The sequence below is a fragment of the Brevefilum fermentans genome, assembly GCF_900184705.1.
In the GTDB taxonomy this organism is placed as follows: domain Bacteria; phylum Chloroflexota; class Anaerolineae; order Anaerolineales; family Anaerolineaceae; genus Brevifilum; species Brevifilum fermentans.
The window spans coordinates 1,290,123-1,308,577 of the sequence record NZ_LT859958.1; the positions used below are offsets into that span (position 1 = coordinate 1,290,123).

Sequence of the window (18,455 nt, forward strand, 5' to 3'; positions counted from 1 at the left end):
TTGATCGATTTCTGGTCGGTATGCCATAGTCTGATGAAATGATGTGCAATAATGCCGGGTGTTCTTTTTAAAATATTTTCACCAAATTTCTTATCACAACCTGCAATCAGAACCGGGCGGAAACCGATCACTTTTCCTCTAAGCAAAGTGCTGCAAGGGAGTTTTGCCAATTGGGTAGATATTAAAACCGATCTCAAACAGCTTTTGATGGTCGAGAATGTTCCGGCCATCAAATATGAATGCAGGATGTGCCATTGAGTCATAAATCCGCTGGTAATCAAGCTCAGAAAAATATGACCATTCTGTCAGAATTGCAATTGCATGTGCGCCTTCAGCCGCCTGATAAGGATCGAGGATAAAGCGAATCTTCTCAGATAGATCGCCGAGATCAACACGAGCATTATCAAGGGCGTAAGGATCGCACAGGGATAGATCAGCTTGTTCTTCAAGAAGTTCGCGGCAGACTGCCAATGCCGGGGATTCGCGCGTATCACTTGTATTGGCCTTAAATGCTGCACCAAACAATGCGATTCGCTTGCCGCTGAGCGAATTGAACATGGTATGCACCATGTTAGCTACAAAGCGCGCCTCCTGGTATTCATTTATCGTCAGCACCTGCTGCCAGTATTCAGCGACTTCGGGCAAACCCTGTTGCTCGCAAATATATACCAGGTTGAGAATGTCTTTTTTAAAGCACGAGCCGCCAAACCCGACGCTTGCCCGCAGGAAATGCGGTCCAATGCGGGAATCGGTGCCAATCGCGTAGGCGACCTCTTCGATGTCGGCATCAGTTTTCTCACATAGAGCAGAAATTGCATTGATCGAAGAGATGCGCTGGGCTAAGAACGCATTGGCTACCAGTTTAGAAAGCTCACTGGACCACAGGTTCGTGGTGATGATTTTTTCACGCGGAACCCAGTTGGCGTATAGCTCCACAATAGTTTCGACCGCCTTCTTACCACTGGGCGTGTTGTGTCCGCCGATTAATACACGATCAGGATCTTCAAGGTCCTTTATAGCGCTGCCTTCAGCCAGGAACTCGGGATTGGAGACGACATCAAACTGAACGCCGCGGGAATTGGTGTTGAGGATCTGAGACATCGCCTCAGCAGTGCGGACAGGCAGGGTGCTTTTTTCAATGATGATCTTAGGTGTTGTGGCGTATTCAAGGATTTGACGGGCGGTTTTTTCCCAAAATTGTAAATCGGCTGCTCGGCCGGCACCCAGTCCAAAGGATTTTGTAGGGGTGTTGACGCTGACAAAAATGATGTCTGCCCAATTAATCTGTTCACCGATGTTCTCATCAGTGAGGAAAAACAGATTGCGTCCACGGGCAAGATTTACCACTTCTTCCAGACCGGGTTCGTAAATGGGGAGTTGATTTGAATTCCAGGCAGCGATACGGTCGGTGTTCATATCGATTACGCGCACCATGTGTTGCGGGCAATGTTTGGCGATGACCGCCATGGTGGGTCCGCCGACATAACCAGCGCCGATGCATAAGATATTGCTCAAAATGTTTCTCCTTGGTAAGACTGATGATTAGTCAAGTGGTTAGCTGCATTACCAACTATGAAGTATACCTTAAAATTATTTTGTGGAATTGGGGCTTAGGTGTTTGATAGAATGAAGTAATAAATTGTTAAAAAGAGATTGAACGATCGTTTTTAGATATTGAAGTCTGGGGATTTTGAATAGAACAATAGTTTAAATTAATCTGCTATGTTAGCCCAATTAAACTCATAGCTCCCGTTCGACCGATTCCCTCCGATAATAAATCGAATAATGTTATCCCCTTCACCTATTGCGTCCAATGAGATTCTTGCTGAAAAACCGCTTTGGAGGTAGCGATTATCACCAAAAAATTCACTAACATCTTCTCTAAGCATTCTTTTGGTTGAGTAATAAGATACTGAACTATCCGGTTTTTGAATTTCAAGGAATATTCTGTTTTTTGCAGAACCCACGCCTTGCAGGAAAGCCCAGCCGTAGATATTTAAATATCCATTTTTAATTTCACAACTATTGACATCAAACAACAACTGACCTGTATTAGAAACTTTGGAAAACTTTTCGTTTTTCACCAACTCGCCACCAAAATATTCTTCAAGACCACGATTGTGTTTACGAAACTCTCTGTTGGTATTTAGTAAACCAAAATTGTCCTCGTTCTCATAAACATAAAAGTATAAGAAATAGTATCCGTTTTTCATTCCTAAAGATGAAAACGAAGCTGAAAATCCTGTTCTTTCTTCAGGAACATCTTTTTCACTGAAAACATTGACCAAGCCTCGCCGGCTGTGTAAATTTGTGGGGATCTCATAAGCCACATTATCCGACGCAAATATTAACTTAACCAGTTTTTCAGGATTATCTTTTTTTGTCTCAACAAAAACCCAACCGTCTAATGTAACAGTCTGAAACAAGTTCCCATAATATGACAAATTGTCTATGGCGTGAAAAACCTGGTCGCCCGGCAAATCCAGCGGTACCGTCGATTTTTGGAGATTTTGCCCTGTAACAAAGAGAATTATTGGCGTTAAATTGATGAAAAGGATTATCCAAATGAGCAAAATGATAAAAGCTGACCATTTATTTTTGAAAAATTTCATATTATTTAGGTTGCTCCAGCAATTCATAATTCATTCCGAAATGTTCATTAAGGACAATAATTAATGTATTGACTCCAGAATAATTTTCGATATCAATTTTTTCACCTTTGTAATACACTGCGTTTAGAATGTTACGGATATATTGCATTTCCAAACCCCAATCATCATATGTTTCACCGTACCAATTTTTTAAATAATACGCCTGTCTATACCCATGATCGGATTGAATGATAACAATAGCATCGGGATCATTTTTAATAATATTTGTTACAACTCCCATTATCTTCTTTGAGCAATATTTTAATTGGTTTAGATATACATCAGAATTCTGCCAATTTTGTTTGTTGCTGAGGGAGATATTATTACCAAATTCATCTACCACCCATGGAAGATGCGGAAAAGAAATATAGGAAAACGTGAACAGTTTAAGGGGTTGAAGTTTCCATGAATTAGTGAGATATTGAAACATATTTTCAACTTCGACAATTCGTGTGTTTCGATATTGGTTTGACAAAAAAGGATAATAAACAGAATTGTTTAATATTAATACTTTCAGAGTGTCTTCATACTTACCAGAAACATAGGCATAATCAACTGAAACCTCAGTATTTTCAATTGGTATATGTCCATAGTCACTGACGACATTTAAACTGTACCCGTTTTCTTTGAACAATTGAAATAAAACAGGGCTATCTAACGCAAGCTTCTTCGTGTCGTGAGACATTTTTCCATTGTTAACAAATGATAAATTTAAAAGGTTAGGAAGTTCGATATATGTGTCGATTGAATAATTTCTGCTGTGCAAAGAGACATTAAAACCAAGATCTTCTAAGGCTTCATAAAATGCGCTGTTATCAAATCCTGTATACCGTAAGAGGTTATCATAGCCCCCATATTCATCAAAAACGAAGAAATACACATTATTATGGCTTGTTATTGTTCCTTGTTGAATTTCAAATTGGGAAGAGCCGGTTTCTTTCGTGTTCTTTTTGATAATTTCTGGAATTGCTTTTATTGCGTTAAATAAAATTAACCCCGAAAAAACAATTAATAGAACGACACTCAGGTTATTTGCAAACTCCGTGGATAATTTATTCTTAACGGAAATTGCAACTAGCACGATTATGGAAATCATGATCATCAAGATATGCCAATAATGTAGCATTGGAATTATTTTGATGATCGCGCTTTCAAGCAAAGCAAAGTTTGAGAACAAGAACAAAGATAAATTAGTTAGTAAAGCTGCTTTATAAATATCTTTAAAAAGCAAATAAAAAAGGAGTAAAGATATCGTGCCAATTAGCATGAATATACTGGCTATTGAAACAATATCAGAAAAATTTGTCCTTTCGATGTTGTTAAACAACATGAAAAAACTGGGGAAAACCGCTACAATAAAAACGGACAACAACGAAAAAAACAAATCTTTAAATTTTAAACAAAAAAAACTCTGCTGATTTATATTCGACAAATTAGTTCTCATTAAACAAATTCCAGTTATTCAGGAAAGAAAATTATTTGATCTCTTCTTGTTCTGTTTCTGTGGATTGATAAAATTCGATATCCGCTTCTAATTCTTTTTTGGGCTCATCACTTATACCCAATTTTTTAGATAATTTCTGTTTGGCTTGACGCCAATATATGTAAATAACTGCACCAACGGCTATGACCATGCCGACGACAACTTGAATAGCGTAAGTGACAACTGACGGGTCTAAATATGCATAAACAGGCCTCGGAAACAAAAGCATAATCACTACTACAATAAATGATATTTTAAGAAACTTTTTCATTATTTCATCTCATCTTCTCATCATTGAAATAGAGATTTAGCAATAGCTAAATCAACTTCATTATCAATTTCATACCATTTACGACCATTCATTTTAAAAGCTGAGAGACACGGGCCGTAATTCTTTGTAATCTCCCCGAGAACCGTCTCATAATAGCTGTTAACATCACCATTTTCTACAGCAGAAGTCAATGCGGGCATAAATCGTTTTTGCGAGAACCCTTTAGAGAATTTGTAAATATTTACTGTTTTGTAATAATTAACGATTTTCTCAGGGATAATTTCGGATTTTGGAACAAATGATGAAATTTTTTCATTATTTTGTAAAAGCACCACTGTTCCATCCATCCAGTTTGGATCATAAAGATCCACGACAGCCATATCTTCTGCCTGGGACTGTACTAACGAAGATAACAAATCATGATCAAAGATTAAATCCGATTCTAATAAAATTGTGTCTTCTTTAACCATTTCTTGTCGGGCAAGATACAGGGTATAGATGTTGTTAGTTGTTGCGTAAAGAGGATTGTCAATGATTATTGTGTCAATATCAACGATCTTTTCATTAACAAAGGCTTGTAAGAGATCGCTTTGAAATCCTACGATAACAATCAAGCGAGTTACACCTGCACCTTTTAGAGAAGCAGCCGCCCTTTCAAGGAGGGTAAGGTCTGATATTTCAATCATACATTTCGGTTTATTTTCCGCGTTGTCACCAAGTCTTTTCCCCATCCCAGCTGCTGGTATTATTGCCTGCATTATCTCCTCGCCAATGTTCTTGTTTTTACAAAGCTGTGAACTTGCCGGTTTCTCCGATGAGATTATACCCTATTTGACTGAACATTACCGCTGAGGCAATATTGTTTTCTGATATATAGCAAAGCATTTCTTTGCCTTCTAATTGAAGGATTTTGGAAAGGTCATAGGTTATGCTTTTTCCTATGCTGCGCCCACGGTATTTATCGTCGACCAAAACGCCTCCTATGACTGCGAAAGAGGGATGTTCAGCTTTCGTTGATATCGTTGCTATTATTCTCGCGTTTTCTTTGATTAGATAATATCGGGAGTAGTTATCGCTAAAGCGTTCAAGCAGCTGATTATACAAAACATTTCTGTCATAATTCATCTTGTATTCTTTGTCTTCCATTAGGAAATCAGCTATATCGTCAATATCCTCGATTTCTGCTTGCTTCAGCCGACCGAGATATTCTGTCGGAATATTTCCCAGAGTTGGCGACGTATCTGATGGGAGCGAATACAAATTCATTATTTTTAAATAATAACGATCACTTAATAGGGCAAGCAATGCTTCCGCACTTTTTTTGGTGGCAAATAAGGTGCGGGGCTGTTCCTGGTTGATCAAACTCAATAATTCATTTGAAACCCAACCATCAGTTTTACTGAATAAGTGCAAGCAGGAAAAATACTTCTGAACAATTGCAATTGTTGCTCCCTTTTCTTCAATTGTCCACATGGACATATTAGGATTTTCCAATCCATACTCAATTAAATTTGCATATAGATAAGGGCAATCTCGATATTCATTTCCAATAAAACTGATCAGCTTGTATTTATCACTGCTTTTCACTGTTTTTATCATGTGCTAATCTTCTCTGAATCATTATCTCTTTTGATGATAAGTTGTTTAATTAAATATTCTGCGCCTATTTTTGCTGAGGAACCATAGTTATAAAGCTCTTCGTTCCGAATCTTTTCAATTGCGTTACGGTAAGCATCTGCGTTGTCTACCAAGTAAGAGATTTTTTCACCTATTTCCTGAATTTCACTAAGCTCCAACTCAATGCCCATCTTTTTGCGAATACGATCTTCTAATGATTCTAGCGTAATTTTTTCATGCTCCGGGTTCATAATCTTTCGTTTAGTATTAATGAATATCCCGGGTTTGAGCGTCGCGTAGCAGAACTCCATCCCAATTCCAGACCAGTCTGTGACAAGAATGTCCGATTGGTAAATGGATGAAGATGAAGAAAAATCAGTTTCAAAAATTAATTTATCCTGGGATATTGACGAAAACTTCTCCTGGAGCATTTCAACTTTTCTACCAAAATGAAGCATGTATTGAGGATGCGGGCGCACGACAATTATGAAGTCATATTTTACTAATGTATCAAGGATCGGCTCAATACAGCACTCCATAATATTACCATCGTGCCAGGATGGAGCAATCATTACAATTTTGTTCTCATGTGTTTCTTTTTCTTGGCTTTCGTAACGAGAAGACATTTCCTCAATTAATGGAAAACCAAATTCAACCAGGTTTTTTATCGGCAATCCATAGACTTCTTCAAGAGCTCTTATTTCATTTTTAGCTTGTGGTCCCGTGAGGAATATCGTATCAAAATGATCCAGCGCCCCTTTTCGCAATGTTTTACTGTAACTGCCGCCCGGACTGTGCGGCATGTAAATATATTCAACATCATTTTTAATATATGAACGCTTAATGTGAAAATTGCCCAAATCAGGAGTGGTCATTACAACCAATTTTGCATCCATTTTCATCATCAATGTGATTAGTCGTTTCATACCAATATAATATGGTTTTATTCTTGGTTGATTTTGGGCAATGTCAAAAATTTGATCATTAGGGTCATTGGTAATATAGTGGATGATGACATTAGAACAGGCTAATAACTCACGAATAACGCTCGAAAAATACTTGTAATACCCACTGGATTCAGAGAAAAACACGAGGTGTTTATTGGCTATGGAGAAGAATTTTTTATAATCTGCTTTTTCTCGACGTTTTGTTATATCAGATTTTTTTACAGTGGAGTTTCGTTCAAGGTTTTGTAGCGCAGCTAATTCTTTCTTACTTGCTTCTAAAGCAACATAATCAACAGTTTTTCGCGGATCGATAATTTTATTTAAAATCAGCAACTTAAGAATTGCTATGGTGTTGCTGCTAATCCAGTATAAAGCGACACCTACAGGTACAAAAAGCCCTAAGTAGACTGACAATCCAACTGATAAGGCCATCGTAAAGTATTTGTTGAATTTACCCTGTTCCGCTTGGAGGACGTTTAAATTGTTCTGTGTAAAAGATAAAAGCCACGCAGAAAAGCCGGCAAGAACGGGAACCAGGTATAGCAAGCCCTTTTCTGCTATTGGAATCCAACCCAAGTTGACTCCGAAAAAACTCATATTGATATCATTGATCTGTCTAAGAATTGTTCTTAAATCAAGATCAGGAAATCGAGTCTCTAATGAGAGAAAAGACTTGAAAAATTCGGGGTTTTTTATTGTCTGAACGACAGACAATTGTATTGAAGAAGTATTAGGGTCGTAATTTGTTAAAGCAATCGTCTTCTCAATCAGTGCATTCGACAGTTGGGAGTCGATGCCTAATAAAAAATCTAAGGGATGGTAAATGACATGAATAACACCGATAAGCAGGATAATTTGTATGAACAAAGGGATAATACTCGCTAATGGGTTATAGCGTTCTTTTTTATAAAGCTTGGCTTGTTCATCGGCTATGCGGTTATTGTCACCGAAGTACTTTGCTTTGATGTGCAAAATCTCTGGCTGGATTTTAACCATCTTAATTGAATTTTTGTGGATCCAAATTGAGACAGGAATTAATATTATTCTTGTGATGATCGTGAATCCAATAATTGCGACCCCGTAATTATTAAAAAGTTGATAACAGACAGACATGATATACCCCAACGGGGTACCCAATAATTCCTGAATAAATCTCATTTAACCTCTAAAACATTTATAAAAAGATGATCGCAGTGGTCAACTAATGATATTCTGTGGTTAGACAATTATTGTTTACTTTCATATTATTTCATTACATTATTGATCATCAGAAGAAATGAAGAGTAATTTCTCTGTTCAAATTCAAAAAATAAAGAAAAAGCATCATAATTTTAGATTTTGAACGTTATTGAAATTGAATCATTGCGTAAACCAGGTGGTTTTGTTTGACTGCAAAACGTTTTTCATAATTGCATTTTTCAACTCATCTATTCGGTCCTGGCATTTTTGATATTCTGGGTCAGTTAACAATTTCTCTCTAATTTGCGTATTTAAAATCCCTAATGTCTGATGTTTATCTACAAAGTGGACATAATCCCCAATGAATTTGTCACTCTCTTTAGATTCCCAATCTGTATTCTTTAGGTCAAAAATTTGCAATGTTAAATAATAATCTTCCATATACTTCATATTGTCATAATATTTAATACGTTCACGATCAATATTTTCTAAATTTAACATAAAACCATGAATAGGCGTGTTATTGTCTTCAAGAAAGGACTGGTACGATCTTCCATAACCTAGAATTTGTCTTTGGGTCATTCTCTCTTCGACCAGACGATATATTAGATGATAAATTGATCCAAAGCTGGCTTTTTTCTTTGTTTTAATCAATCGTCGGATCAGCCATTGGTACGCATCATGAAAAAGTGTGTCATCGTAATCAAGAAAGGCGGCAAATTGCGTATCAACATGACGTAACGAATCATTCAGCATTTTTGAACGTAAATCCTCTTGCTTATCAGAATTATAAATTCTTATAATCGGGTAACAGCCCTCGTCCCAGGGTATTTCATTAAGAAGGTTTTTCAATTCGACAAGGATTTCCTCTGGAACATTATTTAAGGCAATAAGGGGTTGAACAATACAACCAACTTGAGCAACTAAAGAATAGAGGGCTTTACGCAACAAACCCAAGCGATCTTTTTCGCTAAACCGTACGATAGTTGTTACCTTGTGTTCAATTTCTTGTAAATCCGAATAATCTGAAATAAAAATCTGTGCATCCACACAGCATTTCTTTGAATTATCATTCTCTTTCTTGCTTAAAAATAAATATGGACTATTTCTAAACGCAGCCCACCGGGGCAATAAATCCTCGTGGATAAACGCTTCATCGTTAACATGCGTGGGTGACACTGTTCCAACGTCATATCTTAATGACATCCTCAACAAGTTTTCGATCGTATCTGATGGGAAGTAGCATAAGTTATTGATATGCAGCGTATAATCGGGCTCGTTTTCATTTGGAGTCATTTGGTCGGTAATATTCAAGCCTGACTCTTCTGCCAGCCATTTAATTACCTGGTCTTGATTGATTGATACGTTGCATAAGCCAAAAATTGTTGATTTTCTAAGGCACATCATCAGTTTACGACGTGCTTTTTTATCAAATTGCAAGCGATTAATTAAATTTTCAGCAAAATTGATGGATAGATTGATATGTTTTGGTATTGTTTGTTCCAAATATTCTCTATGATTGAATTCAATACCAGAAAGTGCTCGCCCGATTGAGTTGAGATAAGCGTATCCAAAGCGTTGATCCGGTTCGAGATATGCACTTTCAGCCCATTCATTCCAAGCATTGATCACAACAAGCTGACACTTTTCGGGAAGTCTTTCCTCAGCATCATATATTAATGCATTCAACCAGTTCTGAAATTGTTCAGGATCTGAATTGTGAACGATATGCGCTTCAGAACCATATCTTGGTGTATTATCCCATGATGGAACAAGTGATCTAAAGTAAAGATAATCAGTGTCGCGCTTCTTATTTGCATAATATTCAGCGACTTCCTCATAATTTAAGACGTTTCTATGTACTGGCCAATACTTGTGCAACAAGTGATTGATGGGATGGATTTGCCCTTCAGCCCAATCATGCAGCACTCGCTCTATTCCCGCATCCATTCCATAGGCAGCAGGAGTTGATACCCCCCTGGTCATGACAGCAATAATAAAAGGCTCAGGTATTTGGTTAGCCTCGCAAACTGCCTTCCAGCAATTCTTATAAATAGAGAAATCAGGGAATAATGAAGGGCGATAAATATAAATTACTGGCCTATCATCAATTTTGATATAACGGTCGTCTTTAAAAAATGGGAGCAAGTAATCAATGAATTCTTTTGCGTCCTGGGCTGAATAATTTTGTTTTAAGATCACATCATCTTCATTGCCATCCCATTTACGTGTCCAGTTTTCATTTGCCCAACAAAAGCAAAAAGGCATATCGATAGATTTGTCTTTTAATAGCAATTGTGCCGGTTTTTCCAGTATGAGTTTTCCATCAAACCAATAGTGATAAAAAACCTGCCCATAGACGCCACACTTCTTCATGAGAGACGTTTGTTTCTTCAATGTCTCCACGTCAGCTAGCGTGTAATACCCAATTTCCTCGTGTGGGGCGCGTTGTTGATAGTGACCATAAAAGAGTGGATTTGCGCTTTTTACCTTATGCCATTCGGTGAATCCTTCTCCGTGCCACATGTCGTTTTCCGGAATTGGGTAGAACTGCGGTAAATAGTATGTTAATACTTTCACATTTGACTTGCTGGTATTCTCTGAATAATCCCTTTGGCATTCATAATAAGGGCTTTTTTCAAATGAGATTGTTGATTGAATTCGATAATTTCTTCCGGTATGGTCCAATGATGGAATTAACAATAATCTTTTCAGAGCATTATCGAATTCATCTTGAGAAAACTCATGTTGATATGTTATATATTCTTCTTCATTTATGTGGAAGAACCCCTGTAATGAGCTTGTCCTAGCCCAAAAAATTGAATCCTGAGGAAATTCATTTTCAGGATAGTCTTCAATGCTTTTGTTCAGAAGGTTGTATAGGAGGATTTTTGAAATTTTGAAATAGTCAGCCCAGCCATTGTTAAGATAATCATGTTGAAATTCATTTGGACTGGGATAAACAAATTTTGCATCTTTTTGTAAAAGCTCGATAATTTGTGATATGGTTTGTTTTGAGCCGATGATTTCAAATAAATTCTGTTGAAAGTTCGATGTTGTTGTACTTTCTGAAGGTGGGTATTGATTATGAATATGGCAAACATAATCGTAACCTAAGAGATGTTGACCAAAACAGGTAAACAAAGGTACGAGATCGTTTTGAAACAATATTTTTGTTGAAAAGAATACAGTATTGACGCTTTTAACCTTATTGTTAATATAAACCCTAATTTCCTCTTGTCTCAGGTCAATCGAAGAGGATACAAATAAATCAATGTTGCAGGGAAAGTTATTTAACAACTGAAGCATTTCATTCAGTTTAGTGTTGTTAAACACATGGAGATGAACGGCGATGTTCGCTGAAGAATCAATGGTGGCTTGTTTTGTTACATCAAAAAAAGGATCAAGGAAATATGGGACAATTTTAAATAATTGATGCCTTCTTTTTTCGATGGAAATATCCTCTAAAAAAATTTTTGAAGATCGTTCATGGTCTGATTGTAATTTCTTTGGAAGCCGATTTTCTGATGCTCCAAATTTGATGTAATGTATCAACGGGTTAATGTTAGCAGCCCTGACATCATAATATAAATCCAAATACTCGTTTCCATTAAAGAACTCTGAAGGATTCCTTCCCTCTCGCCAACCAAATTTCACAAAATGCCATAAAGGATCAATGTCTGCATTGCGCACATCCGGGTTTTTAAGCAGGTAGTAGTTTTTATCAAACATGCCGCTGCGTTTGATGAGAAAATAATAATAGATATCTTTTAGTACCATATCCCTGCCTTGATCTTTAAGGTTTAACACATATTTTTTAATTATTGTATCGCAGGCACCATTGATGATCAACAAAAATGATTATTCGTCTTTAACAAAAATGCGTTTGAGCAATTTTACCCCTTTCCTCAACGGTCGGGTGATCTTCCAGCTCTTGCTTGTAGCATAAAATAGCACTTCTTGCTCGAGTTCAGCCAGGGTGTGATTAAGCTGCTGGATGGAATGGTCGCGCTCCGCCAGGGTGTCATTGAGTTGCTGGATGGTCTGGTTGAGGTAAACGATGTTAGCTGATAGATTCTGAATTCTCTCTATTGAAAACACATCATTTTCTGCGGTGAGGGCATAGAAAACTTTGCGGTCAAAGCCCTGAAACTTTTGTAGTTTTAATGCTCTTGCATGATCATTGAGAGCTTCAAACAGCAAATTCAATCCGAAAAGCTTTGTTGATGGGAGGTTGCCTGTATCAATTGCCAACCTTCCTAATGCATAGAGCCGATCCTGGTAATTATCGTCGACATATTTATAGGCTTCTGGAAAAATTTTTGTTAATTCATCCATAGTCGAAATTTTTTTATAATGCTCTAAGGCTTTTAAAAATTCGAATGGTCCTCTAACCCGGTTGTCTCGATGATTTCCACTCACATTGGCTTCACTGGCCCTTACTCGAAAACGTGTCAATTTTTCTTGAATGATAAAAATATCATTATTTAAGCAAAGCTGAATCCAGAAATCAAAATCTGAGATCTGTACCAGACCTTTACGATACATAACCTCCTTGTAACATTCCTTTCTGATTAGAACACTCGGATGACATAAGGCATTGCCGTGGTAGAAAAAGAAATTTAACCATTCAAAACGTGTGCGGTTGGGCTGTTCAAAGACCTTGTAGTAAAAATGATTTTGGTCTGTGAAAGGCTGTCCCTCTTCATCGATGACCTGGACATGAGTAAAAACCGCTGCGATATCCGGATTCTGGTCCAAAAAAGATACCTGCTTTTCCAGTTTGGTTGGCTCCCAGGCGTCATCAGAGTGGTGGATAGCAACATATTCGCCCTGAGCAACCTCGAGCCCACGTGATATGTTTCCCCTGAGATTTACAACATTTCGAAATGCTCTTATGCGTCGATCCTGGTAGGAATTAATGATCTCCCAAGAATCGTCGGTAGAGGCATCATCCCAGATGATGAGCTCATAATCGGTGAATGTTTGATTAAGTACGCTCTCAATAGCCTGTCGCAGGTATTTTGCGTGGTTGTATGAGGTGAGAATAATTGATACACGAACTTTGTCAGTCATATTCAAATTAACCTTTCGCCCACATTATAAAATAAAATTCACCCTCATGAAGAAATTATTTTTTATTAACTGCCTGATGGCAATTATTAATTGAATTACTCGATGTGATTCGGTCGCAATTTATTGAATGAAGCAAAGTCATTTATGAAGTAAAACGAGGGGCAGATTATCTCTTATTTATAAACAATTGACCACAAAAAGCTTTAAATTTTAAGAACAATAATAAAATACTTTATGTCTTTACCTCAAATTGTATTTGTCAAGAAACTCATCCCTTAACATGGAAAACAGCAAAACGTCATGGAACTCACCGTTTCTGTAAATTGCTTTACGCAAAGTTCCCTCATAAACGTAGCCAAATTGCTCAGCAGAACGTCTTGAAGCTTCATTGATGCTAAGGATTCTTGCATGAACTCTGTTCATTCCCAATTCAAAAAATGCATATTTAAATATTAAGTACCTGGCTTCAGAAGCTAAGCCTTGTTTTTGAAACTTACGCTCCCCTATTAATGTACCTATGACACAGCTTTTATTTTGGTGATCTATCGATTCAAGATAAATATATCCTATGTGTTGATGATTTTCTTTCAAACAGATTGCTAATCGGATTGCTTTACCAGTTTCATGCTCCTCAATGGCTTTCAGAACCCATTTTCTTTCTGTTTCCTTACTAACAAACCTGGGGATACCAATAGTGCCATTCATTAACTCTCGGTCATTGCGCCATTTGTAAGAAACCAGGTAGTCGTCAGGTTCCAAAGCTCTTAAATAGACTCTAGTTGTTTCCATTCGTTTGTTCCTTTTTAACGTTTTAACAAATCTAATATTTAATATTTCTTTTCAACAAAAAATGTGAATTACAAATGCAAAAAATTTTGTTAGGAAATTATTATAATTGAAATTTTAAAGGTGCTAAAAATTAAATATTAGAAATCTTGTATTAAAAATACATTAATAATCTTCATCAATTATTTCGAAGGCGAGCTGGCAATTTCTCAGCAATTTTCTCCTTAAAAAAAGCTGCGGCAAATTGGTTTTTATAAATTGGAGTGTTAGATTGAATGTTTTTAATAAATGGATGTGAATTAATTTCTATTATTTTAAAAGTATCCTGAGTAATGATGACGTCAATTCCCAAGTAACACAATCCAGATAAATAATCACATATCTCAATAATTTTTGATTTAATATCTTTCCAGAATGGAATGTATCCTTCTATTGGTTGACCACTATTTGGATGCTTTGGACTATCTTTCAGATTTCTTCCTACGACAATCTTGCCTTGATTAAAATGCCCATTGTTAAGATCAACAATACTAAATATACCCCCAGATGCGACATTATCAACGGTTCCGGTTGTCTCAGTCCCAAACTTTATTAAGCTACCAATAATTTGGGGTTGCTGATTGTTATGACGAATTACATTTAAACGTAATGTATTTGAGGTCTTGGGCCAAATCTTTTTTAAATCGGAATGCGGAAATAAATACTCTGTTATCAAATAACCGACAGAGTGTTTTTTCCAAGATTCAATTAGCATGTTCAAGCTATTCTCATCCGTTATTTCATTGTTGATTAAATAATCCCCATTTTTAAATTCAATTTTATAGAAACCAATCCCTTTTGAACCATAAACAAGCTTCATGGCTAAGGCTTTTTTATCTTTTATTAAATTTATTACTCCATTTATCGATTGTTCGAAACCTTTTGGCAAATCACTTAATTTTACAATTTTGTTGTCATACATTAAATAATAGTATTCTGGAATATGCTCGCTAAAAGGATGTAAAATTAACTTCATGGTTAACTTATCGTCAATCCAATGAGAAAACCGTTCATTGAGTGGATAGAGCCTCCAATAATCGAAATCTGATAAGTAATCATTGTAATTCTCTTCTGTAAGCCCATAATAAGATAATTTATCAGAAAGAAACCCCCGTTTTTGTGCCCATATTTTTTGTTTCCAGGTAGTTTCTTTATTTCTAAAAAGATCATCTACGCGTTGATCGAAGACAATGGGAGCAAAATAACCGGAGTAACCTTTTTTAATAAGGCGGCGAATATAAAATCTCCTAATTAATGAGTATAGCAATTTATTAATATCAGAAAACATTATTTACGCCTTTCCTCGTAAGTAAATGATGTGAAACCTAAAAAAACGCCGAATTCCTCATCTTTTTGAAAATGGGTTATTGTTTACATTAAATCAAAACTAACATTTTGATAAGAAGGACTAGGATAAATTTCAAATCTTGGATTCCTTGTTAAAAATCATTACAGCGATAGGAAGGAAACCAGTTTCGACCTTCTAAGCCATGGATATCTGTCAAATGATGATAAATATCATTGTGAAAAATTTTTCCACAAAAATAAGCATCTTTTTTTGTATTGGACCAGCTTTGCTTAAATTGATCTAAACCTGTACCTTGCTTGTATATCATGGAAGTTCCGCCTCCAAAGTTTATCCAACGTACAATATTTGATAAATCTTGAATGGCAATCCATTTAATTGCATGTGATGCACCTAATTTGTATCCTAAGGGGGTTAAAGCTAATAAGTGTCCATAGGCTACATTTCTTTGGATAAAAAAAATATTCCCGCCTACAATCTCATCTTTCAATAAAGCCCTAAAATAATGTGTGTTTGGGATCGCCAGTTGTTTTGCGAAGCAATCTTTAGAAAAAGAACGAATGCCAGTAATATTATGACGTTTAATAAGGTGATTATATAAATTTGTCCATTCAACCAAATTTATGTCCGGTGATACTTTGTGTTCAACTGTTAAATTTCTTAATGCCCGTCTAGCGTCACGAATCCGATATTTTGAAATTGTTTCGGTCAAAGATAAGTTAGTATCATAAATGTAATGTTCCTTGTAAACGTAAAATTGGTCAAAATATTCCATAAAAGTTTTTATTGGAATCTCTGAAAAGGGTCCAATTACAAACGATACACTAATTAGTTGATCTGCAAGCGCTTTTAAATCATCAATCAGAGACTGCCAATCTTCACAAAAGAATAGAGGGTAAGGTCCCATGGCATCATACAAAAAAGTTCCCGGTATTTGTCTTTTAATTAACCAACCTTTACAACGTGGCAGAAACAATGGCTCCCCAATGTTTGTAAAAGATTGAGCGTACAATGGGTGCAAATAGCCTTCTGGTTGGTTGTCATTTATATTCATTGTGTGTTTATTAATTGCGAGATTTTTGTTACTTGGTCTTCATATAGTCCGTAATAAAGTGGAAGGCAGAGTATTCTGCGTGAAATACTTTCAGACACAGGACAATACTGGTCGGAAATATAAGGTAAATTCTCCAATGAGGGATAAAAATAACGCCTGGGAAAGATATTTTGTGCATTCATCCGTTTTTTTACTTCCAGTAGCTCCATTTCAGAAGGAAAAATGACCGGGAAATAGCCATAATTAAACCGTGTTCCACCCGGTAGAACAAATCTTGATAAATTAGAAAAATCCAATTTCTCATCGTACCAGTTAGAAATTTTATTTCTCGCTGAGATGATTTCAGGGACATGTGGCAAAACACATAAACCCATGGCAGCATGGAATTCTGAGTTTTTCCCGTTTATACCAAGACCCCAGAAGTCTTCCTGACCTTTATGACCGAAATTACGCATATAGTTAATGCGATGTGCGATATCATCATCATCGGTGACAATAGCACCACCTTCTACTGTATGGAATAATTTCGTAGCATGGAAACTGAGCGTGGCGACATCTCCGTAAGAAACAATTGCCTTTCCCTGGTATTTTCCCCCAAAAGTGTGAGCAGCATCATAAAGCACTTTCAATCCATGATTTTTGGCAATTGCTTGGATGCGTTCTACATCACAAGGAATGCCATAAACGTGTGTGGTAAGAATACCCGTCGTCTTTTCGGTGATAGCGGCTTCAATTAAATTTGAATCGATACATAGTGTATGTGGATCGATATCAACGAAAACCGGTTGACATCCTTCCCAGACCAGACTGGAAGTGGTTGCCACATAAGAAAATGGAGTGGTAATAACCTCGCCTTTCAGATCCAACGCTTTGATGGCGATCTGAAGCGCGATGGTGCCGTTACTGACGAAAAATAGATGCTTCACACCCAGGTAATTTTTGAGCTTCGCCTCCAGCTCCTGTACCAGTGGCCCATTATTGGTGAGCTGGTTGGACTCCCAGATTTTCTCCAGGTAGTGAATATATTCTTCGATTGGCGGTAAGAAGGTTTTGGTTACAGGAATCATTTAAATGTTTTTCAATGTTAAATATGATAAAAATTAAAATGTTTGCCCAAAATGGAACCATGTTGAGAAAACTGTTCCATTTTCATTATGTTGAAAACCTATTTATCGCCAAATGAATTGAAGTCTGCCAGGCGGGCAAATGAATGTGGAATTTTTCTTGAACCTTACTCAAATCGAGTTCTGAATTTAGTGGTCGATGCGCCAAAGAAGGGAATTCCACGCTTTTTGCTGGCAAGATTTCTTTGACAATTTGCTCTTCTTTTTTTGGATCTAATTTCAGGATGGCTTTTGCCCATTCGTAGCGGCTACAGCCGCCTCTATCAGTCAGGTGATATACCCCTTGTTTTTCCTGGATGTAGCCTACTGGGTCACTTTGCCCTTGGGCAATTATTTGCGCGGTAGCTTCGGCCAGGGTGCGAGCCCATGTTGGGCTGCTGATCTGGTCATCAACAATCCGGAGGGTTTCTTGTTCACGTGCCCATTGTAATACTTTGGTTACGAAACTGGGTCGTCTGAGCGAATACACCCAACTGGTGCGAAAAACCAGGTAGATTTCTGTACAGTCCTTAACTTTGTTTTCTCCAGCCAGCTTGGTCTTACCATAAACATTGAGGGGTGAGGGGAGATCATCTTCAGTGTAAGGTGTTCCCTTTTGACCATCAAAAACATAGTCTGTGGAATAGTGAATTAGTGCTGAACCAAGTTCGGCGGTTTCGAGAGCTAAGACCTCGACACCCGCTGCGTTAATTGCATAAGCTAAATTCGGTTCAATTTCTGCTTGATCGACATTCGTATAGGCAGTAGCATTGACCACAATATTCGGTCGCATCCTTCTCACAAGGGCGCGAATATTTTCAGGGTCAGCCATATTAATCTGTGGATAATCTAAAGCGGTTAATTCTCCCAATGTGAACAGGGTGCGGTTTAGTTCCCAACCTAACTGGCCAGTATTTCCAAGCAGTAAAATTTTAATAGTCAT

Annotated in this window: 14 protein-coding genes; all 14 read right to left on the reverse strand. The window is 37.1% G+C overall.

Annotated elements, in window-relative coordinates; genetic code table 11:
• Positions 1–138: 138 nt before the first annotated feature.
• Positions 139–1,515 carry a nucleotide sugar dehydrogenase gene (locus tag CFX1CAM_RS05680; protein WP_197687093.1) on the reverse strand — a complete coding sequence of 459 codons (1,377 nt, stop codon included), beginning with the start codon at positions 1,513–1,515 and terminating at the stop codon, positions 139–141.
• 197 nt (positions 1,516–1,712) lie between these two features.
• Positions 1,713–2,612: a hypothetical protein gene (locus CFX1CAM_RS05685; protein ID WP_087862090.1), complete on the reverse strand. Its 900-nt coding sequence runs from the start codon at positions 2,610–2,612 to the stop codon at positions 1,713–1,715.
• 1 nt (position 2,613) lies between these two features.
• Positions 2,614–4,095 carry a sulfatase-like hydrolase/transferase gene (locus CFX1CAM_RS05690; protein ID WP_157891747.1) on the reverse strand — a complete coding sequence of 494 codons (1,482 nt, stop codon included), beginning with the start codon at positions 4,093–4,095 and terminating at the stop codon, positions 2,614–2,616.
• 31 nt (positions 4,096–4,126) lie between these two features.
• Complete coding sequence (locus CFX1CAM_RS05695) at positions 4,127–4,405, reverse strand: hypothetical protein (RefSeq protein ID WP_087862092.1); 279 nt, start codon at positions 4,403–4,405, stop codon at positions 4,127–4,129.
• Positions 4,406–4,425: 20 nt separating this feature from the next.
• A complete protein-coding gene (locus CFX1CAM_RS05700; protein WP_087862093.1) occupies positions 4,426–5,163 on the reverse strand; it encodes a phosphocholine cytidylyltransferase family protein in 738 nt (245 codons plus the stop codon).
• 25 nt (positions 5,164–5,188) lie between these two features.
• Positions 5,189–6,004 (reverse strand): GNAT family N-acetyltransferase, encoded by an 816-nt coding sequence (locus CFX1CAM_RS05705; RefSeq protein WP_087862094.1) that lies wholly within the window; start codon positions 6,002–6,004, stop codon positions 5,189–5,191.
• Positions 6,001–8,127, reverse strand: a complete 2,127-nt coding sequence (yidC, locus tag CFX1CAM_RS05710; protein WP_087862095.1) for a membrane protein insertase YidC — start codon at positions 8,125–8,127, stop codon at positions 6,001–6,003. Before yidC ends, CFX1CAM_RS05705 begins: the two co-directional genes overlap by 4 nt.
• Before the next feature lie 201 nt (positions 8,128–8,328).
• Positions 8,329–12,003, reverse strand: coding sequence for a glycoside hydrolase family 99-like domain-containing protein (locus CFX1CAM_RS05715; RefSeq protein WP_087862096.1), 3,675 nt, complete (start codon positions 12,001–12,003; stop codon positions 8,329–8,331).
• 6 nt (positions 12,004–12,009) lie between these two features.
• Positions 12,010–13,224, reverse strand: coding sequence for a glycosyltransferase (locus CFX1CAM_RS05720; RefSeq protein WP_087862097.1), 1,215 nt, complete (start codon positions 13,222–13,224; stop codon positions 12,010–12,012).
• Positions 13,225–13,464: 240 nt separating this feature from the next.
• A complete protein-coding gene (locus CFX1CAM_RS05725) occupies positions 13,465–14,013 on the reverse strand; it encodes a GNAT family N-acetyltransferase (protein ID WP_087862098.1) in 549 nt (182 codons plus the stop codon).
• Between the two features lie 175 nt (positions 14,014–14,188).
• Entirely contained in the window at positions 14,189–15,337 is a 1,149-nt protein-coding gene (locus tag CFX1CAM_RS05730) for a sugar-transfer associated ATP-grasp domain-containing protein (protein WP_087862099.1), read from the reverse strand.
• 151 nt (positions 15,338–15,488) lie between these two features.
• Complete coding sequence (locus tag CFX1CAM_RS05735) at positions 15,489–16,409, reverse strand: hypothetical protein (protein WP_087862100.1); 921 nt, start codon at positions 16,407–16,409, stop codon at positions 15,489–15,491.
• Positions 16,406–17,476, reverse strand: coding sequence for a DegT/DnrJ/EryC1/StrS family aminotransferase (locus tag CFX1CAM_RS05740; protein WP_087862101.1), 1,071 nt, complete (start codon positions 17,474–17,476; stop codon positions 16,406–16,408). The genes CFX1CAM_RS05735 and CFX1CAM_RS05740 overlap by 4 nt, the downstream gene beginning before the upstream one ends.
• An 85-nt stretch (positions 17,477–17,561) precedes the next feature.
• The gene (gene rfbD / locus CFX1CAM_RS05745) at positions 17,562–18,455 is read right to left on the reverse strand and encodes a dTDP-4-dehydrorhamnose reductase (RefSeq protein WP_087862102.1); all 894 of its coding nucleotides are present in this window, start codon (positions 18,453–18,455) and stop codon (positions 17,562–17,564) included.